The 25,670-nt window shown below is 65.5% G+C and carries 23 protein-coding genes; 13 read left to right on the top strand and 10 right to left on the bottom strand.

Features of this window, described 5'->3' with window-relative positions:
- Window positions 1-359 precede the first annotated feature (359 nt).
- The 3 genes from sdhC to ON44_RS32950 are packed head-to-tail and all read left to right on the top strand — an operon-like array spanning window position 360 to window position 3,910.
- A complete protein-coding gene (sdhC, locus tag ON44_RS32940; protein ID WP_040697645.1) occupies window positions 360-1,190 on the top strand; it encodes a succinate dehydrogenase subunit SdhC in 831 nt (276 codons plus the stop codon).
- A 30-nt stretch (window positions 1,191-1,220) separates the two neighbouring features.
- Window positions 1,221-3,161: a fumarate reductase/succinate dehydrogenase flavoprotein subunit gene (locus tag ON44_RS32945; protein ID WP_040697648.1), complete on the top strand. Its 1,941-nt coding sequence runs from the start codon at window positions 1,221-1,223 to the stop codon at window positions 3,159-3,161.
- A gap of 2 nt (window positions 3,162-3,163) precedes the next feature.
- Window positions 3,164-3,910 carry a succinate dehydrogenase/fumarate reductase iron-sulfur subunit gene (locus ON44_RS32950; RefSeq protein ID WP_040697651.1) on the top strand — a complete coding sequence of 249 codons (747 nt, stop codon included), beginning with the start codon at window positions 3,164-3,166 and terminating at the stop codon, window positions 3,908-3,910.
- Window positions 3,911-3,966: 56 nt separating this feature from the next.
- Here the strand turns inward: ON44_RS32950 and ON44_RS53540 are convergent, their stop codons facing one another.
- From ON44_RS53540 to ON44_RS32970, 4 genes are all read right to left on the bottom strand, one after another.
- On the bottom strand, window positions 3,967-4,089 hold the full coding sequence (locus ON44_RS53540; RefSeq protein WP_281005320.1) for a hypothetical protein: 123 nt from the start codon (window positions 4,087-4,089) through the stop codon (window positions 3,967-3,969).
- A 235-nt stretch (window positions 4,090-4,324) separates the two neighbouring features.
- Window positions 4,325-4,552 carry a DUF397 domain-containing protein gene (locus tag ON44_RS32960; RefSeq protein WP_051182707.1) on the bottom strand — a complete coding sequence of 76 codons (228 nt, stop codon included), beginning with the start codon at window positions 4,550-4,552 and terminating at the stop codon, window positions 4,325-4,327.
- Between the two features lie 12 nt (window positions 4,553-4,564).
- Window positions 4,565-4,762: a DUF397 domain-containing protein gene (locus tag ON44_RS32965; protein WP_040697659.1), complete on the bottom strand. Its 198-nt coding sequence runs from the start codon at window positions 4,760-4,762 to the stop codon at window positions 4,565-4,567.
- Window positions 4,759-5,688 (bottom strand): helix-turn-helix domain-containing protein, encoded by a 930-nt coding sequence (locus ON44_RS32970; protein WP_051182708.1) that lies wholly within the window; start codon window positions 5,686-5,688, stop codon window positions 4,759-4,761. The genes ON44_RS32965 and ON44_RS32970 overlap by 4 nt, the downstream gene beginning before the upstream one ends.
- Window positions 5,689-6,217: 529 nt before the next feature.
- Here ON44_RS32970 and ON44_RS32975 point away from each other — a divergent pair.
- Both ON44_RS32975 and ON44_RS32980 read left to right on the top strand, forming a co-directional pair.
- Window positions 6,218-6,511 carry a hypothetical protein gene (locus ON44_RS32975; RefSeq protein ID WP_306306531.1) on the top strand — a complete coding sequence of 98 codons (294 nt, stop codon included), beginning with the start codon at window positions 6,218-6,220 and terminating at the stop codon, window positions 6,509-6,511.
- On the top strand, window positions 6,511-6,717 hold the full coding sequence (locus ON44_RS32980) for a hypothetical protein (protein ID WP_040697671.1): 207 nt from the start codon (window positions 6,511-6,513) through the stop codon (window positions 6,715-6,717). Before ON44_RS32975 ends, ON44_RS32980 begins: the two co-directional genes overlap by 1 nt.
- 152 nt (window positions 6,718-6,869) lie before the next feature.
- Here ON44_RS32980 and ON44_RS32985 read toward each other — a convergent pair whose 3' ends face one another.
- Window positions 6,870-7,817: a DNA-3-methyladenine glycosylase family protein gene (locus ON44_RS32985; RefSeq protein ID WP_051182714.1), complete on the bottom strand. Its 948-nt coding sequence runs from the start codon at window positions 7,815-7,817 to the stop codon at window positions 6,870-6,872.
- Between the two features lie 313 nt (window positions 7,818-8,130).
- Complete coding sequence (locus ON44_RS32990; protein ID WP_051182709.1) at window positions 8,131-10,908, bottom strand: FAD-binding and (Fe-S)-binding domain-containing protein; 2,778 nt, start codon at window positions 10,906-10,908, stop codon at window positions 8,131-8,133.
- A gap of 151 nt (window positions 10,909-11,059) precedes the next feature.
- On the opposite strand from ON44_RS32990, the gene ON44_RS32995 reads away from it, so the two are divergent.
- Window positions 11,060-12,940 carry an ABC transporter ATP-binding protein gene (locus ON44_RS32995; protein ID WP_040697674.1) on the top strand — a complete coding sequence of 627 codons (1,881 nt, stop codon included), beginning with the start codon at window positions 11,060-11,062 and terminating at the stop codon, window positions 12,938-12,940.
- A 48-nt stretch (window positions 12,941-12,988) separates the two neighbouring features.
- Here ON44_RS32995 and ON44_RS33000 read toward each other — a convergent pair whose 3' ends face one another.
- The gene (locus tag ON44_RS33000; protein ID WP_040697830.1) at window positions 12,989-13,984 is read right to left on the bottom strand and encodes an oxidoreductase; all 996 of its coding nucleotides are present in this window, start codon (window positions 13,982-13,984) and stop codon (window positions 12,989-12,991) included.
- Between the two features lie 52 nt (window positions 13,985-14,036).
- A complete protein-coding gene (locus tag ON44_RS33005; RefSeq protein ID WP_040697678.1) occupies window positions 14,037-15,107 on the bottom strand; it encodes a DNA polymerase IV in 1,071 nt (356 codons plus the stop codon).
- Between the two features lie 111 nt (window positions 15,108-15,218).
- Here ON44_RS33005 and ON44_RS33010 point away from each other — a divergent pair, with 111 nt between their 5' ends.
- Entirely contained in the window at window positions 15,219-15,779 is a 561-nt protein-coding gene (locus tag ON44_RS33010) for a TetR/AcrR family transcriptional regulator (RefSeq protein WP_040697681.1), read from the top strand.
- A gap of 12 nt (window positions 15,780-15,791) precedes the next feature.
- On the top strand, window positions 15,792-16,235 hold the full coding sequence (locus tag ON44_RS33015) for a PaaI family thioesterase (RefSeq protein WP_040697683.1): 444 nt from the start codon (window positions 15,792-15,794) through the stop codon (window positions 16,233-16,235).
- A gap of 47 nt (window positions 16,236-16,282) precedes the next feature.
- Here ON44_RS33015 and ON44_RS33020 read toward each other — a convergent pair whose 3' ends face one another.
- The gene (locus ON44_RS33020; RefSeq protein WP_040697686.1) at window positions 16,283-17,902 is read right to left on the bottom strand and encodes an FAD-dependent monooxygenase; all 1,620 of its coding nucleotides are present in this window, start codon (window positions 17,900-17,902) and stop codon (window positions 16,283-16,285) included.
- 107 nt (window positions 17,903-18,009) lie between these two features.
- Window positions 18,010-20,352, bottom strand: coding sequence for an endopeptidase La (lon, locus tag ON44_RS33025; RefSeq protein ID WP_051182715.1), 2,343 nt, complete (start codon window positions 20,350-20,352; stop codon window positions 18,010-18,012).
- A gap of 184 nt (window positions 20,353-20,536) precedes the next feature.
- Here lon and ON44_RS33030 point away from each other — a divergent pair, with 184 nt between their 5' ends.
- The 5 genes from ON44_RS33030 to lhgD all read left to right on the top strand — a co-directional run bounded on the left by ON44_RS33030 (window position 20,537) and on the right by lhgD (window position 25,625).
- Window positions 20,537-20,980 carry a MerR family transcriptional regulator gene (locus ON44_RS33030; RefSeq protein WP_040697691.1) on the top strand — a complete coding sequence of 148 codons (444 nt, stop codon included), beginning with the start codon at window positions 20,537-20,539 and terminating at the stop codon, window positions 20,978-20,980.
- A gap of 119 nt (window positions 20,981-21,099) precedes the next feature.
- A complete protein-coding gene (locus ON44_RS33035; RefSeq protein ID WP_040697693.1) occupies window positions 21,100-22,455 on the top strand; it encodes a DUF445 domain-containing protein in 1,356 nt (451 codons plus the stop codon).
- A 130-nt stretch (window positions 22,456-22,585) separates the two neighbouring features.
- Complete coding sequence (locus ON44_RS33040; protein ID WP_040697695.1) at window positions 22,586-23,371, top strand: TIGR03084 family metal-binding protein; 786 nt, start codon at window positions 22,586-22,588, stop codon at window positions 23,369-23,371.
- A gap of 345 nt (window positions 23,372-23,716) precedes the next feature.
- Entirely contained in the window at window positions 23,717-24,424 is a 708-nt protein-coding gene (locus ON44_RS33045) for a hypothetical protein (RefSeq protein WP_157187380.1), read from the top strand.
- Between the two features lie 19 nt (window positions 24,425-24,443).
- Complete coding sequence (gene lhgD / locus ON44_RS33050) at window positions 24,444-25,625, top strand: L-2-hydroxyglutarate dehydrogenase (RefSeq protein WP_040697699.1); 1,182 nt, start codon at window positions 24,444-24,446, stop codon at window positions 25,623-25,625.
- The last annotated feature ends 45 nt before the right edge of the window (window positions 25,626-25,670 follow it).

Raw genomic sequence — 25,670 nt, forward strand, 5'->3', positions numbered from 1 at the left:
GGTACCGGACAGCAAATCCGACGAAGCCGCGTGGATGGGCGCACAGGACGAGGGCCTCGGCTTCCATTCCCGCCCGCGCACAAAGTAATCCGGTTCGCGGCCCCGACTCGACGCCGAGCGGGCCCGCGACCGTATCTGCTCGCAATACCGCTCTGATCTGCGCGGTGTAACGGGTTCACCACCCTGTGTGGCGACCAAACCTGGATCGAATGTGGCAGAAATCACGGCCCCCTAGGCGGGCCGGCTTTGCCGGGACCCCGCTCGAGCCATAGCGGGGGTGTCGTATGGTGCTCAGCATCACATTCGATTGCGGAGGTCACGGGGACCATCCGCACAGCAGATCAGCGAGGCATCCACCTGTGAGTGCCGCACCGACCGCCGCCCCGGAAACGGGCACCGGCGTCTTCAGCAAGACCAGGGCCGCCATCTCCGCGCGCACACTGCGCACCGACCGGTGGTGGGTCCCACCGCTAGCAACCGCCGTCGGACTAGCCGCTTTCGTCATCTACGCGACGATCAGATCGTATGTGCGAACGGCATATTGGGTTCCGGAGTACCACTACCTGACCCCGTTCTACTCACCGTGCGTGAGCAGCGACTGCGTCGAGGGTTCCAGCCATTTCGGCGCATGGTTCGGCCACATCCCGGCGATCCTGCCGCTGGGCTTCCTGGTGCTGCCGTTCCTGCTCGGGTTCCGGCTCACCTGCTACTACTACCGCAAGGCCTACTACCGCGCGGTGTGGTTCTCCCCGCCCGCGTGCGCGGTCGCCGAACCGCACGCCAAGTACACCGGCGAAACCAAACTGCCCCTGATCATCCAGAACGCGCACCGCTACTTCTTCTATGTGGCCGTGCTGGTTTCGCTGATCAACACCTATGACGCGATCACCGCGTTCCACGGCAAGACCGGCGGCGTCGGCTTCGGTCTCGGCAATATCGTCCTGGTCGGCAATGTGGTGCTGCTGTGGGCCTACACGCTGTCGTGCCATTCCTGCCGGCACATCATGGGCGGCAAGCTCAAGCACTTCTCCGCCCACCCGGTGCGGTACTGGTTCTGGACCCAGGTCTCCAAGCTCAATACCCGCCATATGGCGCTGGCCTGGACCACCCTCGGCACGCTGGCGCTGACCGACTTCTACGTGATGTTGGTTGCCAGCGACACGATTTCGGATCTGCGGTTCATCAACTAACCGCCCTCACAAACCAGGAGTTTCGCGGCCATGCCAGAAGTGGAACGGCACAAGTACGACGTCGTCGTCATCGGTGCCGGGGGCGCCGGACTGCGCGCGGTGATCGAAGCACGCGAACACGGTCTCTCCGTCGCGGTGGTGTGCAAGTCGTTGTTCGGCAAGGCGCACACCGTGATGGCCGAGGGCGGATGCGCCGCCTCGATGGGTAATGCCAATGAAAAGGACAACTGGCAAGTCCATTTCAAGGACACCATGCGCGGTGGCAAGTTCCTCAACAACTGGCGGATGGCCGAACTGCACGCCCAGGAGGCACCCGACCGGGTGTGGGAACTGGAAACCTATGGGGCGCTGTTCGATCGGACCGCCGACGGCCGGATCAGCCAGCGCAACTTCGGCGGCCACACCTACCCGCGGCTGGCGCACGTCGGCGACCGCACCGGACTCGAGATCATCCGGACCATGCAGCAGAAGATCGTTTCGCTGCAGCAGGAGGATTTCGCGGAGACCGGCGACTACGAGTCACGCATCAAGGTTTTCGCCGAATGCACCATCACCGAATTGCTCAAGGACGGCGACCGGATCGCCGGTGCATTCGGATACTGGCGCGAGTCCGGTCGGTTCGTGCTGTTCGAGGCGCCCGCCGTGGTGGTCGCGACCGGCGGCATCGGCAAGTCCTACAAGGTCACCTCGAACTCGTGGGAGTACACCGGTGACGGCCACGCGCTGGCCCTGCGGGCAGGCGCGACGCTGATCAATATGGAGTTCCTGCAGTTCCATCCGACCGGCATGGTCTGGCCGCCCAGTGTGAAGGGCATTCTGGTCACCGAGGGTGTGCGCGGTGACGGTGGGGTGCTCAAGAACACCGAAGGCAAGCGGTTCATGTTCGAGTACATTCCGCCGGTCTTCAAGGGGCAGTATGCCGAGACCGAGGAAGAGGCCGATCAGTGGTTGCGCGATAACGACTCCGCCCGCCGCACACCGGATCTGCTGCCGCGCGACGAAGTGGCCCGCGCCATCAACTCGGAGGTGAAGGCGGGACGCGGCACCGAACACGGTGGTGTGTACCTGGATATCGCCTCGCGACTGCCCGCCGAGGAGATCCGGCGGCGGCTGCCCTCGATGCACCATCAGTTCAAAGAGCTTGCGGACGTGGACATTACGAAGGAGCCGATGGAGGTCGGTCCGACGTGCCACTACGTGATGGGCGGAATCGAGGTCGATCCGGATACCGGCGCGGCGACCGTACCCGGATTGTTCGCCGCGGGCGAGTGTTCCGGCGGTATGCACGGCTCGAACCGGCTCGGCGGCAATTCGCTGTCCGATCTGCTGGTATTCGGTCGACGGGCCGGACTCGGCGCCGCGACCTACGTCGAACAACTGTCCGCGCGCCCCGCGGTGGCCGATGTCGATATCGACGCGGCCGCGAAAGCCGCTGTGGCGCCGTTCGATCCGCCCGCCGAAGGGACCGGCGAGAACCCGTACACCCTGCACACCGATCTGCAGCAGGCCATGAACGATCTGGTCGGCATCATCCGCAAAGAACACGAGTTGCAAGAGGCGATCGAGCGCCTCGCGGAACTGCGGACCCGTTTCAACGGCGTGACGGTGGAGGGCCATCGGCAGTTCAATCCGGGCTGGCATCTTGCCCTCGACCTGCGCAATATGCTGCTGATCAGCGAATGTGTCGCGCAGGCGGCACTTTTGCGAACCGAAAGTCGCGGCGGACACACCCGCGACGACTTCCCCGCGATGGATCCGGAGTGGCGCAACAAGCTGCTGGTGTGCGCGATCGATCCAGCCGATGCGGACGGACCGGTGCCCGGCGTGCGGGTCACCCCGGAGGACCAGATCCCGATGCGGGACGATCTGCTCGCGCTCTTCGATCTGGGTGAGCTCGAAAAGTATTACAACTCAGCCGATCTCGCCTCCCATCCGGCAGGTTCGGTTTCGGCCACGGAAGGCGAGGCGTAAGAATGGGTTACGACGCCAAATTCCGCGTGTGGCGCGGTGATATCGACGGCGGGGAACTGCACGACTTCACCGTCCTGGTGAACGAGGGCGAGGTGGTGCTCGACATCATCCACCGGCTGCAGGCCACCCAGGCCCCGGATCTCGCGGTGCGGTGGAATTGTAAAGCGGGCAAATGCGGTTCGTGTTCGGCCGAGGTGAACGGTCGGCCGCGGCTGCTGTGCATGACCCGGATGTCGACCTTCCAGCCGGACGAGCTGATCACCGTCACGCCGATGCGCACCTTTCCGGTGATCCGCGATCTGGTGACCGATGTGTCGTTCAACTACCAGAAGGCAAGGGAGATACCGTCTTTCACGCCGCCTGAGGATCTGAAGCCGGGCGACTACCGGATGCAGCAGGTCGATGTGGAGCGCTCCCAGGAGTTCCGCAAGTGCATCGAATGTTTCCTGTGCCAGAACACCTGTCACGTGGTCCGCGACCACGAGGAGAACAAGGAAGCGTTCGCCGGTCCGCGCTTCCTGATGCGGATCGCCGAATTGGAGATGCATCCACTCGACGTGGCCGACCGTCGCGATCTGGCTCAGGAAGATCAGGGGCTCGGGCTCTGCAATATCACCAAATGCTGCACCGAGGTCTGCCCGGAGCACATCAAGATCACCGACAATGCCCTGATTCCGATGAAGGAGCGGGTGGCGGACAAGAAGTACGATCCACTGGTCTGGTTGGGCAACAAGCTCTTCCGGCGCTGATCAACCGATATTGGACCACCGGCCGGGGTAAGAACACCCGGCCGGTTGGCGCACCCTTATAACAACGCGACAACCCCGACGGCGACGACCCACACGAGCACCCCGACGAAAAGCGCCGAGAGGAACGAGCCGGTCAGGACGAATACGCCGACCGCGGACACCGCGAAAAGCAGTGCCACGATCAGCCATTCAACCCAATCGCCCGGCCGCAATTTCTTGTACCGGGGATGGGAACTCTTGAGCCCACGGTCCACAAGATGTGGGCTACCCGTAATGACCCTCGGCAAACGCGATTTCGTTGTCGAATCTGCGCTAATTCGTGATCTTTCCGAGCACATCCGATCAATACGGCGGGACCCAGTCTGCCGTCAGGTGACAGGACCCGGCGGACACGACACCGCCGGGTCGGTCGCCCTATGACTCGGGCCGGTCGAACTCACCATCGTGCACACCCGCCGTGAAAGCGGCCCATTCACCGGGAGTGAAGACCAGAACCGGCCCGTCCGGGTCCTTACCGTCGCGCAGCGCCACGTGCCCGGCATCCAATAGCGCCACCTCGACGCTGTCCTTACCCGCGCCCTCGCCGGCTTTACGCCAGACCGCACCGGTCAAATCTACTTTCGCCCCGTCATTGATGCTCACGCCCGCAACTCCTCAGAACTCGCCGCCCGCAACACCTGCGGTGAAAGCGTCCCATGCGCCCGTACCGAAGACGAGGGCAGGTCCACCGGGATTTTTGCTGTCGCGCACGCCGACCCGGCCGCCGGCGAGAAATGCGACCTCGACGCAGTCCTTGCCCGCACCGCTGTGCATGCTCTTGAACCATTGCGCGCCAACCAAATCCATACTCATGCCACATACTCCTTCGCTATCTGCCGGAGCAGATGTCTACTGGGTTGAATATCCAGCGCGCAGCGCTGGAGGCACTCGTGCGCACGCTCGTACCGCCGTACATCAGCATGTCTTTCGAGGTAGAGATCCCCCGTGAAGCCCTCTGCGTACACAACCGGCGGCTCGACCGGCTGGCCTTTGCCATCGATACCGAATTCGAGAACTGTGAACGGTCCGGTGGACACTCCGAGCGGAACACCGGCCGCGAACGGCAGAATACGCAGGGAGATATTGGGTTGGGTGCTGATATCGGCAAGATGACGTAGCTGCGCCGCCATCACTTTGGCGCCACCGACCACCCGGCGCAAAACCGACTCGTGCAGGATTACGTTCACCGTAGCCGGTGCGACCTTGCGGGTGATCAAAGCCTGCCGCTGCATACGCAATTGGACCCGGCGCTCGATCTCCGCGTCCGAATCATCCGGGTAGCCGAGACGATTGAGTGCCCTTGCGTAGTCTGCAATCTGAAGTAGGCCGAGTACGATTTCGGATTGGTAGGAGGTGAGTTTCTGAGCCGATGCCTCCAAACCGACATAGACGTCGAAGTTTTCGGGGATGAGATCGCCGTAGGCATGCCACCAACTCTTGACGGCGGCTTGTTGGGCCAGGCCCTTCAGACCATCGGACAATTCGTCCGGTATGCCGTAGATACGACACAGTTCTTGGATATCGATCGTTCGGATGCGGTCGGCCTGGCCTTTTTCCAAGCGCTGCAACGTGCTTGCGCCCCACTCCATCAGCCTGGATGCCTCCGCGATGGTGAGACCCGACTGGGTGCGCCAGTCCCGGAGATACCTGCCGAGCTGGCGTCTGGGTAGAGTGGAGGCGGCGTTCTCAGGGGATAGCCGGTCCGGGGTTGCCGACGCTCTTGCCGAATTCGCTGACACAGCACGCTCCGTTCTGTATTCAATTGCGATGTTCGCGGGCGCCTACGTGGTTGCGCAGGCTTCCGCCACCGGGCCCGTCGCTCACGCGATGCGCCCTGCGACATGGTTCGCTCGCTACGCTCGCTCACGTCGCGGGCTCGGATGCAAACCCAACGGTTGCTCCGGGTCGACCCCCACAAGCTCGGTTTCCCCGGCACTTCGCTTGGGCAGAGAGCTCTTTCGTCCACTATGGAGAATCCTCCCTTCCCTGCTGGGTTTTGTGCTGGGAATTCGCCTCAAATCTTTGGATATCCACGAAGGACGCTGTTCGTGACCTGCCGCGATGGTGTGCTGGGAGTGTGCCCGGAGCGGAACAGGCGCCTTTCCCTCCTCCTGTGAAACCTCCGGGCGCGCACAGTATTCGATGGCGACGCTCGCGGCGCCCTCCGTGGTCACGCAAGCTACCGCCTCCGGGCGCGTCGCGAGCGTCGCAGGAATCGCACCGAAGGAACGAGGAGTCATGGCTGTTAGTGTCATAGCGTCGTCCTTGATGACCAGCGATTTGACCCCGCATCGTGCCCGCAGCGTCGGGCAGGAGAGCTGGGTGGTTTCCTATTTGCCCGGACGCACGCTGACCTGCGACCAGGCGGTTGCCGCGTTGAAGGTTGCTGAGGTGGTGCCATCGCTGTTCGCCGCGGTCGGCGATCTCGCGGACGAGGTCGGCCTGACCGTACTCGAGGCGCTCGGTATGGCCGTTCGACAGGCCCCGTGGGACCAGGGACCGATTTCCCGGTACACCCGACAAGTCCGGGCGGTGCGCCGCCGGGCGGAGGTCGTCGCCTGATGCAACTCACCAACCTGCACATGCCGGTCGCATCCCTATTGGCCTGCGGAAACGACCCTGGTGTGCTGACAACCGAACAAGCCCACGCCGCAATGCAGTTGCATATCGACTGCACCGTCGACCGGTGCCGGGTCCGCCGTGCGGCGCGGACCACGCTGGTCGAGGCGGGCAAATGTGTGCTGGACGAGCGCGCCCTGCCGTTATGAGGCCCGCTGCCGAACCACCGGGTGTCCCGGAGGTGCTTGCCGACTGCATTCGGGTGCTGCGCTGGGTGACCGCCGAGTCTGTGTCATATCGACGTCACGCTGTCGCGCAGACGAAATACGGCCTGCCGAAACGAGCTGTCCGGCGGATCCGCTCAGTGCCAGGTGTGATCGGTGAGCGGGGTGCGCGGGCCGAACTTCGGCTTGTGCGCGTAACCGCTGATCTCCAGCAGGCGGACGGCCCGATAGCGATGTGGCCGTAGCGGTTCCAGATATTCGACCATCGCGTCGTCGTCGATGGGTTCACCGAGCAGCGTCCAGCCGACGATGGCCGCCAGGTGGTAGTCGCCGACCGAGAGGGCATCCGCGTCACCGAAGGCGCGCTGCCCGATCTCGGCGGCGGTCCACACGCCGATACCGGGCACCGTGCGCAGGCGGCGGGCGGCTTCGGCCGGACTTTCGGCCGCCGCCCGCTCCAGCGCGTCCGCCACCCGGGCCGCGCGCACGATCGTCTGCGCGCGCTGCGGCCCGACATTGGCGCGGTGCCAGGTCCAGGACGGGATCTTGCGCCAGGTATCGGCGTCGGGTGGCAGCAGCAGTCCGGCCGGTGCTGGGCCGGGTGCGGGAGAGCCGAACTGTCGCACCAGCTTTCGCCAGGATGCGCGGGCGGAGACGGTGTGCACCTTCTGTTCCAGCACGGCCGGGACCAAGGCCTCGAAGACCAGACCGGTGCACAGCATGCGCAGCCCGGGAAAGCGGCGGTGCGCGTCGACGATCTTCGGATGTTCGGGGGCGAAGTCGGAAACGTCCTCGTCCAGGCACAGCATGTGATCGAGGCCGTCGAGGAATTCGGCCGCTCCTGGACCCCAGGCGCGGGCGTCGACGGTTTGGCGATCGGCTTGGATAAGACGGTAGGTGACCGGGCCGGTCGGCATTCGAGAGGCGTGCCAGTGCGCGCCGTCATGGGCGACCTGGTGACACGGGTCACCGCGGCCGCGGGACAGTGGCGCGAGGGTGGGCGCGAGATCGATCGGCCGCTCGGCCGTGATCGTCCTGGTCAGGCCGGTCCGGTTCAGGTCCGGCGCGGCCGTCTGATTGCGCACCGCCTCATTGTGCCCCCGTAGGTGGGCGGCGAGCGCGCGGGTCTCGAATGTTGCCCGGCTCACAATTATTTCGGTCCTAATGCGCGATTTGTCATACAGATTCGGCATAACCGCAGATCGCCGCTATTTTGTAACGCGGATAATTAGCGTGGCGATATTGATGCGTTCGGCAAACAGCTGGCAGTCGCCATATCGGAGGTACGAAATGATCACCAACGCGCTCAACTGGTTGCTCAATGCCTGGGGTGCGGTTTCCGCGGGCAGCTCGGGCTACCAGATTCCGTCCGGCACGCTGCCGTTCGGCAGCTGAGACTCATTCGCCGAGCAAGAATTGCGCGAGGTGTATGCCTCGGCGGCCGCTCAGCTGCACGGCCTGGGTTCGACACGAGAAGCCATCGGCTATCAAGATCGAATCATCGTCGGCATTCCGTAGCGCCGGGAGCAAGCCATTCTCGGCGACAGCGACCGAAATGTCGTAATGGTCGGATTGCATTCCGAAGTTTCCGGCCAGACCGCAGCATCCGGTGACCTCTGTCACATTTATCTGCATGCTGGCTAATAGTTGGCGATCTACGTCGAAGCCCATTACGGCATGGTGATGGCAATGCGGTTGGACGACCACCGACTGTCCCGGTCGCGATGGCGGCCGCCAGTTCGGCTGTTCGGCAAGGAATTCGGCGAGTGTGCGCACAGCCGCTGCGGTAGCGGCCGCGCGCGGGTCGTCCGGTAGCAGTTCCGGCAGGTCCGAGCGCAGCACCGCCGTACATGACGGTTCGAGGCCGACGACTATGCCGCCGCCGCGCACATGCTCGTCCAGTTCGGTCAGTGTCGCGCGCAGCCGAGCCCGAGCACCGTCGAGTTGTCCGGTGCTGATCCAGGTGAGCCCGCAGCACACGCGCCGCCGCGGTATGCGGACTCGGTAGCCGAGGGATTCCATCAGTTGCACTGCGGCCTGGGCTATTTCGGGGTCGAAGGCATCGGTGAAGGTATCGATCCACAGCAGCACTTCGGGTGCCCCGTCCGAATTCCCCCGGTCGTGCCAGCTCCTGCGGAAACCGCGGTCGGCGAGTCGCGGTACCGGACGTCGCGGATCCATTCCGCCCGCACGCAAGGCGATTCGGCGCAACCACCCGATTTCGGCCAGCGCATTCGCCGCTCGCGGCATGCGACCCGCGACACCGAGCCAGCGCGGCAGCCATCCCAGCGTGTAATGATCAACGGGACGCGGGCGGTGCCGGTAACGACGGTAGAGCGCCTCGGATTTATAGGTCGCCAGATCGACCCCGGCCGGGCAGTCGGAGCGACATGCCTTGCAAGACAGGCACAGATCGAGCGATTCGGCGACCGCCTCGGACGACCAGGGGAGTGCACCGCGCACCACCTCCTGCAGCACACGCGCCCGGCCGCGGGTGCTGTCCTTCTCGTCGGCGGTGGCCAGATACGACGGGCACATGAAACCACCGGTCGCGCGGGTGTCGGCACGGCATTTGCCGATACCGACGCAGCGATGGACGGCGGCGGCGACATCGCCGTTGTCGTGTGGAAATGCGAAACCGCCCGCTCCGATCGGCCGCACTCCGACCAGCCGCAGGTCGGCATCGATGGGGCGCGGCGCAACCAGGACGCCCGGGTTCAACACATCATCTGGATCGAAAAGCGCCTTGTACCCCGCGAATGCGTCGAGCGCGTCCTGGGAGTACATGATCGAGAGCAATTCCGAGCGGGCCCGGCCATCGCCGTGCTCGCCGGAGAGTGAGCCGCCGTAGCGGACCACCAGCTCGGTCGCATCCTGTATGAAGTTCCGAAAGCGTTGCGGCGCATCGGCAATCGGCAGATCGAGACGGACGTGGATGCAGCCGTCACCGACGTGACCGTAGAGCAGTCCGTCCACGCCGTGGTCCTTTGTCAGCGTGGCGAAATCGCGCAGATACGCACCGAGGTGCTCCGGTGGGACGGCCGCATCCTCCCAGCCCGGCCAGGCCGGATGACCCGCCGGAGTGCGACCGGCCAGGCCCGCGCCTTCGGCTCGAATGCGCCAAAGTGCTGCGGCGGCACCGGGATCGGCGACAATCCTGGAGTCCAGCGCACCGACGGTTCGGCAAAGCTTCTCGGCCGCGGCATACGCCTCGGCGGGGGTATCACCGGCGGACTCGACGAACAGCCAGCCGCTACCGCGCGGCAGTTCCGGCACACCGCTGGTGGCCCCTCGGTGCACGCGCACGATATCGACCAGTCGCGCATCTATACCCTCGACCGCAATCGGGTCGCAGGCCATGACCGCAGCGACATCGTCGGCGGCCGTTGCGATATCGGGATAGCCGAGCACTGTGAGAACGGTGGCCCGCGGCAACGGGACCAGATCTACCGTTGCTTCGAGCAGCAACCCGCAGGTCCCCTCGGTGCCCACGAATGACTTCGCAACCGCCGAACCACGTTCCGGCAGTAGATGTTCCAGCCCGTAGCCGGAGGCCTGCCGATCGAATCGGCCGAGTTCGGTGCGGATCACCGCGAGACCGGCTCTGGTGAATTCGGGCAGGCCAGGAATTGCGGACGGGTCGGCCGCCAGCCTCCGCTCGGCTCCTGTTCCGTCGAGAATGCGCAGCTCACGCACATTATCCGAGGTGCGCCCCCACGCCACCGCATGCGGTCCGCACGCATTGTTGCCGATCATCCCGCCGAGCGTGCACCTGTTCTGCGTCGAGGGATCGGGTCCGAACCGCAGCCCGTGCACAGCTGCCCTTCGCTGGAGCTCGCCGAGGACGACACCAGGCTGGACGCGTGCGATGCGCTGCTCGGGGTCCAGCTCACCGATGCCATTCATGTACCGGCTGAAGTCCACCACGATCCCGGGCCCGATGGCATTGCCCGCCACCGAGGTCCCCGCACCCCGCGCGGTAACCGACAGCCCATTACCCCTGGCGAATTCGAGCGTGCGCGCCACATCCTCGGCACCACGCGGAAAAACGACCGCGACCGGGAGCACCCGATAATTCGACGCATCGGAGGAGTACTCGGCACGCCTACGCGCGGACGCATCGACCTCGCCCGCAATCCCGCGCCCCAACGTCGCCGCCAGCCTATGTACACCCACCCCGCCAGCCTATGCACCCGCGCGACGCAAGATCAGCACTCTGTTCGCTGTGCGCGGAATCGATGCGGAATGGGCTTGCACTCAACCTTTGTTGAGGTCTTAGTGTCGGTGACCAGGTGTTCGATGGGTGGGGACGAGAGGGAGCAACACAGTGAGTATCGAATCGGTGGCCTGGAGCCAGATGTATCGGCGGGCGAACGCGCCGCAGGAGCAGCGGCCGTTCCGGCTCGCGACCGCGCAGCGCATTCTGCGCTTCGCGCGCCCGCACCGCCGCCGGATCGGTGCGTTCCTGCTGTTCAGCGTGGTGTCCGCATTGCTCGCGGTGGCGACGCCGGTGCTGGCGGGACGGGTGGTCAACGACATCGTCGGCGGCGCGGCGCCGCGCGCCGTGGTCACCCTCGCCGTCCTGATCGGCGGGCTCGCGGTGGTCGATGCCGCACTCGGGGTGATCATTCGCTGGCTGTCCTCGCGGATCGGTGAGGGGCTGATCCTGGATCTACGCACGGCCGTGTTCGATCATGTGCAGAAGATGCCGGTCGCGTTCTTCACTCGGACCCGCACCGGTGCGCTGGTCAGCCGCTTGAACAGTGATGTGATCGGGGCGCAGCGCGCGTTCAGCGACACACTCTCCGGTGTCGTCACGAATCTGGTCACCCTCGCGCTCACCCTCGCCGTCATGGTCCGCATCTCCTGGCAGATCACGCTGCTCGCGCTGGTGCTGCTACCGGTATTCGTGGTTCCGGCGCGGCGGATGGGTAATCGACTGGCCGGATTGCAGCGCGAAGCCGCGGGCCTCAATGCGGCGATGAGCACCCAGATGACCGAACGGTTCTCCGCGCCCGGCGCGACGCTGGTGAAGCTGTTCGGACGGCCGCAGCAGGAGTCGGACGAATTCGCACTCCGCGCACGTCGGGTACGCGATATCGGGGTGCGCACCGCGATGCTGCAGACGGTTTTCGTCACCTCGCTGACCCTGGTTTCGGCACTGGCACTGGCCCTGGTCTACGGACTCGGCGGGTGGTACGCGCTGCGCGGTCAGTTGGATGCCGGTGCGGTGGTGTCGCTTTCGCTGCTGCTGACCCGCCTCTACACGCCGCTTACCGCACTGGCCAGTGCCCGGATGGAGATCATGTCCGCGCTGGTGAGCTTCGAGCGGGTCTTCGAGGTGCTGGATCTGAAACCGCTGATCGAAGATGCACCGGATGCCGTCGCGGTGCCCGCGGGTCCGGTCGCGGTGGAACTGGACAATGTCACCTTCGGCTACCCGTCGGCCGATAAAGTGTCGCTCGCCTCGCTCGAGGATGTCGCGACACTCGATACCCGCGGCGGGGTGGAGGTGCTGCACAATATTTCGCTGCGGGCCGAGCCAGGTCAGCTCGTCGCGCTGGTCGGTTCCTCCGGTGCCGGGAAATCTACTGTGGCCCAACTCGTTTCCCGGCTCTACGATGTGGTCGGCGGTACGGTGCGGCTCAACGGAACCGATGTGCGCGACCTGACCACGACCTCGATCCGGGACACCGTCGGCCTGGTCACCCAGGACGGCCACCTGTTCCACGACACCATCCGCGCCAATCTGCTGCTGGCCCGACCGGAGGCCACCGAGCCCGAGCTGTGGGATGCGTTGCATCGGGCTCGGTTGCGTGAGCTGGTGACGTCACTGCAGGACGGCCTGGATACCGTCGTCGGCGAACGCGGCTACCGCCTCTCCGGCGGTGAGCGCCAGCGTCTGACCATTGCCCGGCTGCTGCTCAAGCAACCACGCGTGGTGATCCTGGACGAGGCGACCGCCTCGCTGGACTCGACCTCGGAAGCCGCTGTCCAAGAGGCGCTTTCCGAAGCGCTGGACGGTCGAACCGCACTGGTCATCGCACATCGCCTCTCCACCATTCGGGCCGCCGACCAGATCCTGGTGCTCGAGGACGGCCGAATCGTGGAGCGCGGCACGCACACCCAACTGCTCGCCGCCGATGGACGCTATGCGGAGCTGTACCGCACACAGTTCGCGGACGAGCCGGTCGAAGTCGCGGCCTGAGTCCGAACCCACCGAAGCCCGGCTCGTTCCGGGCTTCGGTGGTTACCGTCAGAATTCGCCTGCGACGCCGAATACGGTGCGGCCGGAGTGGCTGCCCTGCTGAATGGCGTGCAGGACCCTCTCGGCCTCGGTGATGGGAACTAAGTTCTCGATGGTCGAAAGGTGTTGTGGCCGCAGCTCATTGGCGAGTCGCGCCCACAGCACGCGCCGCTTGTCGATCGGGACGTACGCGGAGTCGATGCCGAGCAGCGATACGCCGCGCAGGATGAAGGGCATGACGGTGGTCGGCAGATCCGAGCCGCCGGTGAGGCCGCTGACCGCGACCGCACCGCCGTAGCCGATCGCGCTGAGAATATAGGCGAGGGATTTGCCGCCGACGCTGTCCACCGCACCGGCCCAGGTGGCCTTCGACAGTGGACGCAGTTTCGCATTCGGATCCTCCGGCAGCCGACCGATCACCTCGTTCGCACCGAGTTCGGCGAGCAGATCACCCGCATCGGTCTTTCCGGTGGAGGCGATCACCTCGAAACCGAGGCCCGACAGGATATCGATGGCCACGCTGCCGACACCGCCCGTCGCTCCGGTGACGAGCACCGCGCCGGTCTCCGGGGTGAGCTCGTGATCGAGCAGACCCTGCACGCTGAGTGCGGCGGTGAAACCGGCGGTACCGAGCGCGGCAGCGTCACGGGTGCTGAGACCATCGAGTTCGACCACCCAGTCGGCGGGCACCCTGGCATATTCGGCGAAGCCACCATGATGCGAAACGCCGATGTCATAGCCGTGCGCCACCACCTGGTCACCGGGCGCGAAATCGTCGACCTCGGAGGTGACGACCTCGCCGGTGATATCGATGCCGGGGATGATCGGATACTTCCGGACCACGCCACCGCCCGCGGTGATAGCAAGCCCGTCCTTGTAGTTCGCGCTCGAGTAGTGCACCTTGATCGTGACCTCACCCGGCCCGAGGAAGTCCTCGTTGACCTGCTGCCGCGTGAGCACGATCCCACTGTCCGATTCGTGTGCCACCATCGCCCAGAACTCCATGCCGACGAGCATACGAGCGTCGGGCGGTGCCGGGGTGGATCTTCGCCGGTGGCTATTGCGGTACGAGTTCGAGGCGCACGCCGAGCAGCCTGACGGGGCGATCCAATTCGAACCGGTCGATGATACGCAGGGCGGTTTCCACGATGGCCGCGATATCGGTGGTCGGCTCGGGGAGTTTCTCCTGTTTGCTGCGGGTATAGAAGGTATTGCTGCGGACGGTCACCGAGACGCGCAGCGGGGTGCGGCCCGCGGCGGCCATCTCCTCGCCGACCTCGGTGGCCAGTCGCGCCACCTGTGCGCGGATCTCCCCGGGATCGGTCAGGTCGTGTGGGAAGGTCTCGGATTTACTGCGGCCCACCGGAATTCGCGGTTCGGTGGTGACATCGGTATCGCCCTTGCCGTGGCCGAGCACCCAGAAATACGGGCCGGTATTCGGACCGAATTCGGCGGCGAGACGCTGGCGATCGGCGGCCATCAGGTCGGCGACGGTTTCGATGCCGAGTTCGGCCATCCGCGCGGCGATCCGATTTCCGATGCCCCACAGCGCATTCGTCGGACGGTGCGCCATCACCTCGACCCAGTTCGCGGCGGTGAGCCGGAAGATCCCCGCCGCCGCGCCGACGGTATCGGCGGGCGCGGCCGAGGACTTGCCTGCGGATTTGGCGAAACCGGTCGCCAGCTTGGCCGTGAGCTTGTTGTCGCCGATGCCGATGGCGCAGGTCAGTGCCAATTGTGCGATGGCGCTGCGGATTTCGCGTGCGAGCTGCTCCGGATCGTCGGTATCGGCGGCGAGGAAGGCCTCGTCCCAGCCCCACACCTCGACGCGGCCGGGAAAGGTCCGCAGCAGCGCCATGACTTCGTCGGACGCCTCCTCGTAGGTGGCCATATCCAACGGCAGGAAGATCCCGTCGGGACATTTGCGCTTGGCCGAGCGCAATGCCATCCCCGCGCGCACTCCGAATGCCCTGGCCGGATATGAAGCGCAGGTCACTACCTTGCGCGGTTCGTCGGGATCGCCATTGCCGCCGACGATGACCGGCAGACCGCGCAACTCCGGATGGCGGCGGAATTCCACCGCCGCCTGGAACTGGTCGAGATCGACGTGCAGCAGCCACCTGGGCATATATAGGTCTTACCGCATGACCATGACAAGCAGCGGAAATTGGCCACGAACGTCCGTGGTCGACTCGGAAACGGCATTGCGCCGCCCACAAAACAGAACTAAATTCTGGTCATGAAGATTCGAGATCGGTTGCTGTTGGCGGCCGAGCGACAGTTCGCGGAACGGGGGACGCTGGAGACCACGCTGACCCAGATCCGCGATGCGGCGGGGGCCAGTGTCGGCGCGCTCTACCACCACTTTCCGGATAAGGCGGAGCTGTATCGCGAGGTGTGGACGCATGCGCTCGCCGACTATCAGGAGCACTTCTGGGTGGTTGTCGGCGAAAGCACCGATGCGCGCGCGGGGGTCACCGCGGGCGTCATCGAGCATCTGCGGTGGGTTACCGAAAATCAGTACCGCGCAAAGGTTCTCACCTCGGCCCGGCCGCCCGGCGTCCGCGACAGCGACAGCAACCGCGAATTCCTGCGCAATATATTGCGCTGGTGGCGTACCCACGCCCGCTACGGCGCGGTGCGCGATCTCGAGTTCGACCTCGTCTACGCACTGTGGCTCGGCCCCGCGCAGGAGTACTCGCGACACTGGCTCGGCGGTGAAATCCGCACCGCCCCAATCGATGTCGCGCGCGAGCTTGCCGATGCCGCCTGGCAGGCGCTGGGCACAACCAACGACTGAACGGAGTCATCTATGCCAACGATCACCCTCGACTTGGATCTCGCGAAGCAGGTGCTCGCCGCGCAGCCGTTCGCGCAGTTGGTCGGCACCGAGATCACCGCCTTCGGCGACGGCGCGGCGACCCTCATCATTCCCATCCGTCCCGAGCTGCGCCAGCAATTCGGCTTCGTACACGGCGGTGTGGTGTCCTACGCGGCCGACAACGCCCTCACCTTCGCCGCGGGCACGGTGCTCGGCGCCAATGTGCTGACCGGCGGCTTCACCATCACCTACCTGCGGCCTGCCGCCGGTACCCGGCTGCGCGCCGAAGCCACCGTCACCGGGTCGACGCGGCGGCAGGCCGTCGTCGCGTGTGAAATCTATGCCGAGAGTGCGGACGCCGAACCAGTGCTGTGCGCGGTCGCCCAGGGCAATGCGCGCTCCGTCGAGCGCGAACCAGGGCCCGACGGCAGCTGAGGTCCATTACGGATCATTGTGCGGCACAGCGGAAACGCCCCTCAGGATCAAGCCGTGGCCTTGGTGTCCAGCACCGACGCCGACAAACCCACGAGCGACCGCAACATCGCGACCAGCGACCGGGGATACAGGCCCTGATCGGAGCGTGCCGCCACATGCCCGTCCGGACGCACCAGCAGCGCCCCGCCCTCCGGCAGATCGGTGCAGGCACCCCATTCGGCGCCCAAGCCGTGCACCGCGATCTCGATACCGGTCTCGCGCTGCGCATCGGCCGCGGCATCGCGCCAGGCAGCCGAGTTTCCGGCGATCAGGATCGCGTAACCGGGTCCACAGAGATCCAAGGTCGACGTGGTGCGCTCGGCGTCGAGCCACAGGTGCGGCAGTCGCGTTCCGACCTGTCCGGTCAGCCGATCGACGTGCGGCTCGACCCATTCGACGCAATCCGCCGGCTTACGCGATACCGCGCTCGACGCGTACCGGAAGCGCGACATCACCGCCCCGAAATCCAATCGACGCGCCAAAATCTCCGCATTGTCAGGGGTTTCGATGCCGTAGCGGGTTTCGAAGTCGTCTCCCAGATTGGCCTGTTCGGCGGCGATGATCGCACGTGACCAGCGTTCGGCCTGATAGGAATCGAGCAGTGCGGGTCCGCCGGTACCCGACAGCACGGCGGCCAGCTTCCAGACCAGATTATGTGCGTCGGCGACACCGGTATTGCCGCCGAAACCACCCCACGGCGCGTGCCGGTGGGCGGCGTCACCGGCGAGGAAGATCCGGCCGCGCCGATACTCGTCGGCCACGAAACTGCCGGTGTCCCAAGCACTTCGCGCCAGCACCTCGACCTCGATATCGGGCACGCCGATCACGGCGCGGATCAGCTCGACGCAGCGTTCGTCCGGATAGTCCGCGGCCGTCTCACGGGTCGGATCGTATTCGAGCTGGAAGGACCATTCGTCGGTGTTGTTCTTGGACAAAACGAGTCCGCGCACGGTGTCGTTGCTGATCTCGCACTGGCTGAAGGTGCGACCGCCCAGCACCCCCGTAAGATCCGTCCGCACAAAGGCATTGATGTAGTAGCGCGTCGGCGGCAGCTCCCAACCATCGATACCCAGTGCCCGACGGATCGGGCTGGCCGCACCGTCGGCCGCGATGAGGTAGTCGGCCCGGATAACCGAGCTGCGGCCCGACTCGTCACGCAGGGTTGCGGTGACACCCGCGTCATCGGTTTCGAAGTCGATGAGCTCGACCCCGAATCGGAGGTCACCACCGCGTTCGCGTGCCTGCTCCGCGAGCACCGGCTCGAGCAGTACCTGGGGCAGGAAGCAGAACTGCGACGGGCTGGGATCGGCCGCCGCCATTGCCGCCCGCAAGTGACCGAGGTCGAGCGGCTCGGCGGTGATCAGACTGGTGCCTCGGCTCGCGCCACCGAAGCTGCCCGCCCGCAATGCGGTCGCGGCGGCCTGCTCGACCCGCCCCTCGACGCCGACCTGACGGAACAGCTCGGTGGTCCTGGTGTGCAGGCCGCGCGCCTTCGGCAACGCCGATGCCCTGGTCCGTTTTTCGACGAGAACATAAGGGACATCGTGATATTCGAGGAACAGCGCGGCCGATAGTCCGACCAGGCCGCCACCGACAACGAGAACGGGAATCCGCTGCGTAGGAGTCATGCCACGATCGTGTGCGCACAGGCTTGCACCGCCCTTGCGTCGCGGTCACGGCGACCATGCATACGAAACGGGCCGTACCCGCAGGTACGGCCCGTTTCAGGCGAATATCAGGCGCTCGCCGCGAAGGCGGGGGCGCCCAGGGCCGGTTCGGCGACCGGCTCGATGGCGTAGGCCAGGATGTCGGCCACATCGGCGACCGGGCGCACATCCAGGGCGGCCAACACCTCGGCGGGCACGTCGTCCAGGTCCGGCTCGTTGCGGGCCGGGATGAACACCGTCTTCAGCCCCGCACGCTGCGCGGCCATCAGCTTCTGCTTCACACCGCCGATCGGCAGCACCCGGCCGTTCAGCGTGACCTCACCGGTCATGCCGACATCCGCGCGCACCTGCCGGCCGAGCGCCAGCGACACCAGGGCGGTGACCATGGTGACACCCGCCGACGGCCCGTCCTTCGGCACCGCACCCGCCGGGAAGTGGATGTGGATATTGCGATCCAGCACGGACGGTTCGATGCCGATCTCTGCCAGGTGCGACCGCACGTAGGTGAGGGCGATCTGCGCCGACTCCTTCATGACATCACCCAGCTGACCGGTCAGGGTGAGCGCACGCTCGCCCTCGGCGCCATTGGCCTCGATGTAGAGGACATCACCGCCGAGACCGGTGACCGCCAAACCCGTTGCCACACCGGGGACCGCGGTGCGTTCCACCGAATCCGGGGTGAAGCGCGGGCGACCCAGGTAGTCCTTCAGGTTGTCCAGGTCTATGGTCAACGACTCCAGCGCGTCGTAACCGAGCTCGGCGTCGTAACCCAGCGACACCACATTGTCGGCCGAACCACTTCCATCCTCGGACAGCCGAGTCGCGGCCTTGCGCAATGCCTTCGCGATCAACCGCTCCATCTGCCGCACACCGGCTTCCCGGGTGTAGTTGGCCGCGACCTCGCGCAATGCCTCGTCGGTGATCGAAACCTCCTCGGCGGTAAGCGCATTGCGTTCCAGCTGCCGTGGCACCAGGAAGTCGCGGGCGATGGCCACCTTGTCGTCCTCGGTGTAACCGTCGACGGTGATCATTTCCATGCGGTCCAGCAGCGGGCCGGGAATGGTGTCCATGACATTCGCGGTCGCGATGAACAGCACGTCGGACAGGTCCAGATCCAGATCCAGATAGTGGTCGCGGAATGTGTGGTTCTGCGCCGGATCCAGCACCTCGAGCAGTGCGGCGGCCGGATCGCCGCGGAAGTCGGAGCCGACCTTGTCGATTTCGTCCAGCAGGACAACGGGATTCATCGATCCCGCCTCCTTGATGGCACGCACGATCCGGCCCGGCAGCGCACCGACGTAGGTGCGCCGGTGACCGCGGATCTCCGCCTCGTCGCGCACACCACCGAGGGCGACGCGAACGAACTTGCGGCCCATGGCCCGTGCCACCGACTCACCGAGCGAGGTCTTGCCGACACCGGGCGGGCCGACCAGCGCGAGCACGGCGCCGGAACCACGTCCGCCGACGACCTCGAGTCCGCGCGCGGCCCGGCGGGATCGCACGGCCAGGTACTCGACCATGCGATCCTTGACCTCGTCCAGGCCGTGGTGATCGGCGTCCAACACCGCGCGGGCGGCCGAAACATCGGCGCTGTCGGTGGTTTTCACGGTCCACGGCAGGTCGAGGACGGTGTCCAGCCAGGTCCGGATCCAGCCGGATTCCGGGCTCTGATCGCTGGCCCGCTCCAGTCGACCGACCTCGCGCAACGCCTCGGCGCGCACGTCATCGGGCAGTTCGGCCTGCTCGACCCGGGTGCGGTAGTCGTCGGCACCGTCGGGCTCGTCCTCGCCGAGTTCCTTGCGAATGGCATTGAGCTGCTGGCGCAGCAGGAATTCGCGCTGACTCTTCTCCATGCCCTCGCGGACATCCTCACTGATCTTCTCGGTGACCTCCGCCTCGGCGATATGTGCCTTGGTCCACTCGATCAGCTTGGTCAAACGCTGTGCGGTATCCGGAGTTTCGAGCAGCTCACGCTTCTCGTCGGCGGTCAGGTACGGCGCGTAGCCCGCGGTGTCGGCGATCGCCGACGGATCGGTCAGCTGATTGACCGCGTCGATGATCTGCCAGGCCTCGCGACGCTGCAGCACCGAAACGACCAGCTTCTTGTATTCGGCGGCAAGCTCTTTGGTGCGACCGTCGGCGACGGGCGTCTCGACCGGTTCGGCCTCGACCCACAGCGCGGCGCCCGGCCCGGTGACCCCGTGGCCGATCTTGGCACGCCGTTCGGCCTTCAGCACCGCGGCGGGCGCGCCACCGCGCATCCGCCCGACCTGTTCGATGGTGGCGACGACGCCGTAGGAGGCGTAGCCCTCGGTCAATCGGGGCGCGAGCAGCACCGCGTCGGTATTCGCGGCGCGCGCGGCGTCGATGGCGGCCTGCGCCGATTCGTCCAGTTCGATGGGCACGACCATGCCCGGCAGCACGATCGGATCGGTCAGGAACAGCACCGGCAGGTTCTGTGGTGTAGTCACGTGTTCGACCCTTCCAAAAGTTGAGCGATGTCCAGTCAACCCCGGGCATTCCACGTTTGTTCCACACCGCTGCCCACGTTCGCTCAGGGCGATCAGTGTTCGATGCGGCACTAGAATTCAGAGCGTGTTCGAAGTCGATGCGCGGCCGGTATCCGGACCTGTTCGCTGCGACAACCCGGACGGGCTGAGTATCGGCGAGGCCGCCCGCCGCACCGGTGTCAGCGTGCACACCCTGCGCTACTACGAGCGCGCCGGCCTGGTCATCACCCCCGTCGACCGCACCGCCAGCGGCCGGCGGCGCTACCACCAGCTCGACCTGGACTGGATCTACGTATGCACCCGGCTGCGAGCCACCGGAATGCCCATCCAGACCATCCGTCGCTACGCCGAACTCGTGGCCGCCGGAAACGGCAACGAATCGGAACGCATCGCGCTGATGGAGGCACATCGCGCCGAGGTGGTCGCCAAGCTGGCCGAGATCCAGGAGAACCTCGTGCTCATCGACCGCAAGCTCGATATCTACCGAGGTCGGCTCGCGATCGGCGACCGCACTGCACACCCGGGCTGATACGTCCGAGTCCGGTCACCGTCGATCGAGGTAATCCCGCATTGACACCCCGTCGGAGCCAATGAGAATGTTGGCAGCTAGATATCTCACCACTTGGGCGGCTTCAGGGGGATCCCACGATGACAACACTCACCTCCGGAGTGTTCATCGATTGGGAAGCGCTGACCGGCCTGTCCAAGTTCTCCGTCGATCTGATCACCTTTCCGATCTTCAGTGCGCTCGCCGGTTGGCTCACCAACTGGACCGGTGTGCTGATGCTGTTCTGGCCGGTCGTTTTTCGCGGAATCCGGATTCCTGGCCTCCAGGTGTTGTATCCGTATTTTCCGCGCCGAGTCCAGGTGCTGCCGACATTCTCCGGTGACGGCCGCCGGTTCGGATTCCAGGGATTCATTCCGGCGCGTGCGGAGAAGATGGCGAGTATTTGCGTCGACAAGGCGCTGATGCGCATCGGCAGTCCGCGGGATTTCATCCACGAACTGGATCTGGAGAGTATTGCCGATTACATCGCGATACTCGCGAGCAAGCAGGTCAAACCGCTCGTCGACGAGGTGATGTACCGGGAGAATCCGGACCTGTGGCGCGGTGTGCCGAAGACGATGAAGCAGGTCATCTATCAGCGGGTGGACCGGGAGTTGCCCGGATTGACCAGGCGGGCCTTCGAATCGCTCGGCGACAATGTCGACCAGCTCATCGATATCAAAACCTTCGTCATCCGGTACCTGCAGGAAAACCCGTACATCCTCAAGGATCTGACCACGACCATTGCCGCCCCCGAATTGCGTTTCATGGTGCGCATCGGCCTGCTCGGTGCGCCGTTCGGCCTGCTGCTCGCACTGTATATGCATGTGCACCACACCATTCCGGTGTTCGGTTGGGTGCCGGGTTGGGTGATCGTGCTGCTTGCCTCGGCGGCGATCGGTGTGATCGTGAATGTCATCGCGGTCAAAATGGTCTTCGAACCGGGTGATCCGCAGCCGCGCTACAAGTATTTGTGGAAGCAGGCGCTGCTGGCCAAGCGGCAGCCGCAGGCGGCGACCGATCTCGCGCACATCCTCGCCTACCAGGTGCTGACCCTGCCGAACCTGTCCAAGGAACTGCTCGACGGTCCGAACGGCGATAAGACCAGGCAGCTGATCGAGCGGCTGGTCTCCGATGAGATCCATCGCCAACTCGGCCCGACCACCTCGATCGTGCGCGTCGCCTTCGGCCGCCGCCAGTTCGACAATCTCAAGGTCGGCGCCGCGGGCGCGGCGGTCGGACTGGCTCCCAGCCTGGTCGAGGACGAGGCGTTCACCCTCGAACAGGCCAAGAAGATCGACGAGTTCGCCGCACGCAAACTCCAGGACCTCACCCCGGGGGAGTTCATGGAGATGTTCTACGCCTCCGTCGAACAGGATGCCTGGCTGTTATACCTGCACGGCGCACTGCTCGGCCTGCTGGTCGGCGCCGCCCACCTGACGATTTTCGGCTGGTAACCGGCCCGAATCCGGTCGTTGGCGGACCCGGGGCAAATACAAGCACGCATGCTTGCATTTTTTCGGACCCGCTGCGATGCTGAATCACGACGGTGTACGAAGCAGTGCGCCTGGACGGGACAGGGATCTGATGGCCGACCTAGACGCGCTTCTGCGCGATTTCGCCGACGACTGCGCGGAACTGGAACGAATCGTCGCCCCGCTGGCGGACTGGTCCGCGCCGACACCGGCGCCCGGCTGGAGTGTCGCGCATCAGATCGGCCATCTGGCCTGGACCGACGAGGTCGCCGCACTGGCCGCCACCGATCCGGACGGTTTCGCGAAGCTGGTCGAGGAGGCGGGCCCGAAGGTGTTCACCTTCGTCGACGAGGCCGCCGAGGAGGCGGCCACCGCACCCGCCGCCGAACTGCTCGACCGATGGCGCCGCGGCCGTGCCGGTCTGATCGAAGCGCTGCGCGCGCTGCCGTCCGGCACCAAACTGCCGTGGTTCGGACCGCCGATGAGCCCGGCATCCATGGTCAGCGCGCGCATGATGGAGACCTTTGCGCACGGCCAGGACATCGCCGACGCACTCGGGTTGACCAGGACACCGACCGCTCGGCTGCGCACGGTCGCCCATATCGGCGTGCGGACCAGGAACTTCGCCTACACAGTGCGCGGTAAGACCGTGCCGGCCGAGGAATTCCGAGTCGAACTCACCGCACCGGACGACAGCGTGTGGTCCTGGGGTCCCGAGGATGCCGCGCAGAAAGTGACCGGTCAGGCAGTCGACTTCTGCCTGCTGGTGACGCAGCGACGTCACCGTGACGATCTCGCGCTGGCAACAGTGGGCGCGGACGCCGCCGAATGGCTCACCATCGCACAGGCTTTCGCGGGGCCGACGGGTGACGGGCGGTCGGCGGGCCAGTTCGCCTGACCCGCCGCATCCGAACCATCGGGTCCGACCGGAATTCTGAGTGCGGGCGAGCGCCACACTTGGGTGCGCCGTTCGTGTCGGCCGGACGCCGTTGGCCGGGTGTCTCGATGTGGCAGTCGAGAATGGCGCTCGCCAGCTAAGTGTATTTACCCGCTCGTCAGCTTGTAGAAACATTGACGACGCCATTCGGCTCGAGATCGGTATCGCGGGCGTCCCGGCTTTGTGATGCTGATCTCCCCCATGCGGTGCTACCTGCGGCCGCCCCTGTAACCTGGACAAGCGTACGGCTTTCAACGATGCGGGCCACGTTGTGAGGGGATCAGGGGCGGATGGAAGGAACGCATCGTGGCACATAAGCCTGCCCAAATCGCTCGGCATGCCGCCATCGTGCTCGCGGGCGCCGCCAGCCTCAGTCTCACCGTTACCGCGGGGGCCTACATCGGCCACCAGATGGCCGACACCCAGCACGCCACCAACGACGTGGCCGCACCACCTGCGGTCCGGATTCCAGATGTCGACACCGACTACGGACCTGTGCTCTCCGATGCCGTATTGACCGGTGGAACTCGCGATTTGCCCGCACTATTCGGCCGCTTCCCCGCGGAATCCAGCGATGGCGTGGTGAAAATCTCTCAGGCCCATACAGATTCGCCCGCCTCCGCCGGAATCAGCGGCAAACTGCGCCTCGGCACCGCCTATGTCGGCGCGGAGGTGGCACCGGGCCGCGCGAATTCCGTCGCCTTCACGGTGGATACCAATGCGCTGACAGCACTGACGGATTTCCTGCTCACCGAACCGGTTCGGAACCGGCTCGGCATCCACGCCGAGCCGGGCGGGGTCACCCAGTTGCGCACCGAGGTCGATACGCACAACGGCGAAGTGACATTCACCTTCTCGGATCCGACCCTCGGTGAACACGGCCTGCGCCTCGATCGCAATCCCGCGCCGAGCACCGAATATGCTGCGAACGTTGAAGATTCGGCCACGTCGGGAACGGGCGACGCGCCCCCGAATCCGACCATGACGACGGCGAACCACACCATCGCGGTCTAGTCCGCCTACGCTGCGTCCCATGTACGACTTCTGTGTCATCGGGGGCGGGATCGTCGGAGTCGCGACGGCGCATCGGATTCTGCGCCGTCATCCGGGTGCGAGCCTGGTGCTCGTCGATAAGGCCGACGCACTCGCGACCCATCAGACCGGACACAACAGCGGCGTCATCCATTCCGGCATCTACTACCCGCCGGACAGTCTGAAGGCGCGCCTGTGCCGAAAAGGCGCCGCCTGGACCAAGGAATTCGCCGCGGCACACGGCATTCCGTTCGAGGTCTGCGGAAAGCTGCTGGTGGCCACCGATGCCGCCGAATATCGGCGAATGCTCGCGCTGCACGAACGCTCGGTCAGCAACGATGTCGATGTCGAACTCATCGACACTGCCGAACTAACTCGCCGCGAACCGCACGTGGCCGGCGTCGGCGCATTGTTCGTGCCCGCCACCGGCATCATCGACTTCACCCGCGTCACCAACGCACTCGCCGAGGAGGTCCGGGCCGCGGGCGGCGAAATCGTGCTGAATGCCGAGGTCACCGCGCTCACCGAAACCGCCGACGCGATCACCGCGGCGGCGGGTCCCGCGGGTTCCTGGACGGCGCGCACCCTGGTGGTCTGTGCGGGTCTGCAGGCCGATCGGATGGCCGCACTCGCCGGTCTGCACACCGATTTCCGCATCGTGCCGTTCCGCGGCGAGTACTACCAGCTACCGCCCAGCCGATCCGGACTGGTGCGCACGCTGATCTATCCGATTCCCGATCCGAATCTGCCCTTCCTCGGGGTTCATCTGAGCCCGATGATCGATGGCACCCTGACCGTCGGCCCCAATGCGGTGCTCGGCCTGGCCAGGGAGGGCTACCGCAAGAACAGCTTCGACGCCCGCGACGCCCGTGCGGTGCTCGGTTTTCCCGGCTTCCACCGGGTGGCCCGCGCCCATGTGCGCACCGGACTGCGCGAGTTGCGCAACTCCCTGTTCAAACGCGGTTATCTGGCCGAATGCCGAAGGTACTGCCCGGAGCTCACGATCGCGGATCTGCGACCACGCGAGGCGGGCATCCGCGCGCAAGCGGTACTGCGCGACGGCACCCTCGTACACGACTTCCTGATCGAACGCACACCGCGCTCGATTCACGTGCTCAACGCACCGTCACCGGCGGCGACCTCCGCCATGCCGATCGCCGAATACATCGTCGACCAACTGTGACTCCGCCGAGTTAGCTGGGTTGCGCATTCCAGCAAACCAAGCGAC

The sequence above is a fragment of the Nocardia vinacea NBRC 16497 genome, from assembly GCF_000308835.1.
Classification (GTDB): Bacteria; Actinomycetota; Actinomycetes; order Mycobacteriales; family Mycobacteriaceae; genus Nocardia; species Nocardia vinacea.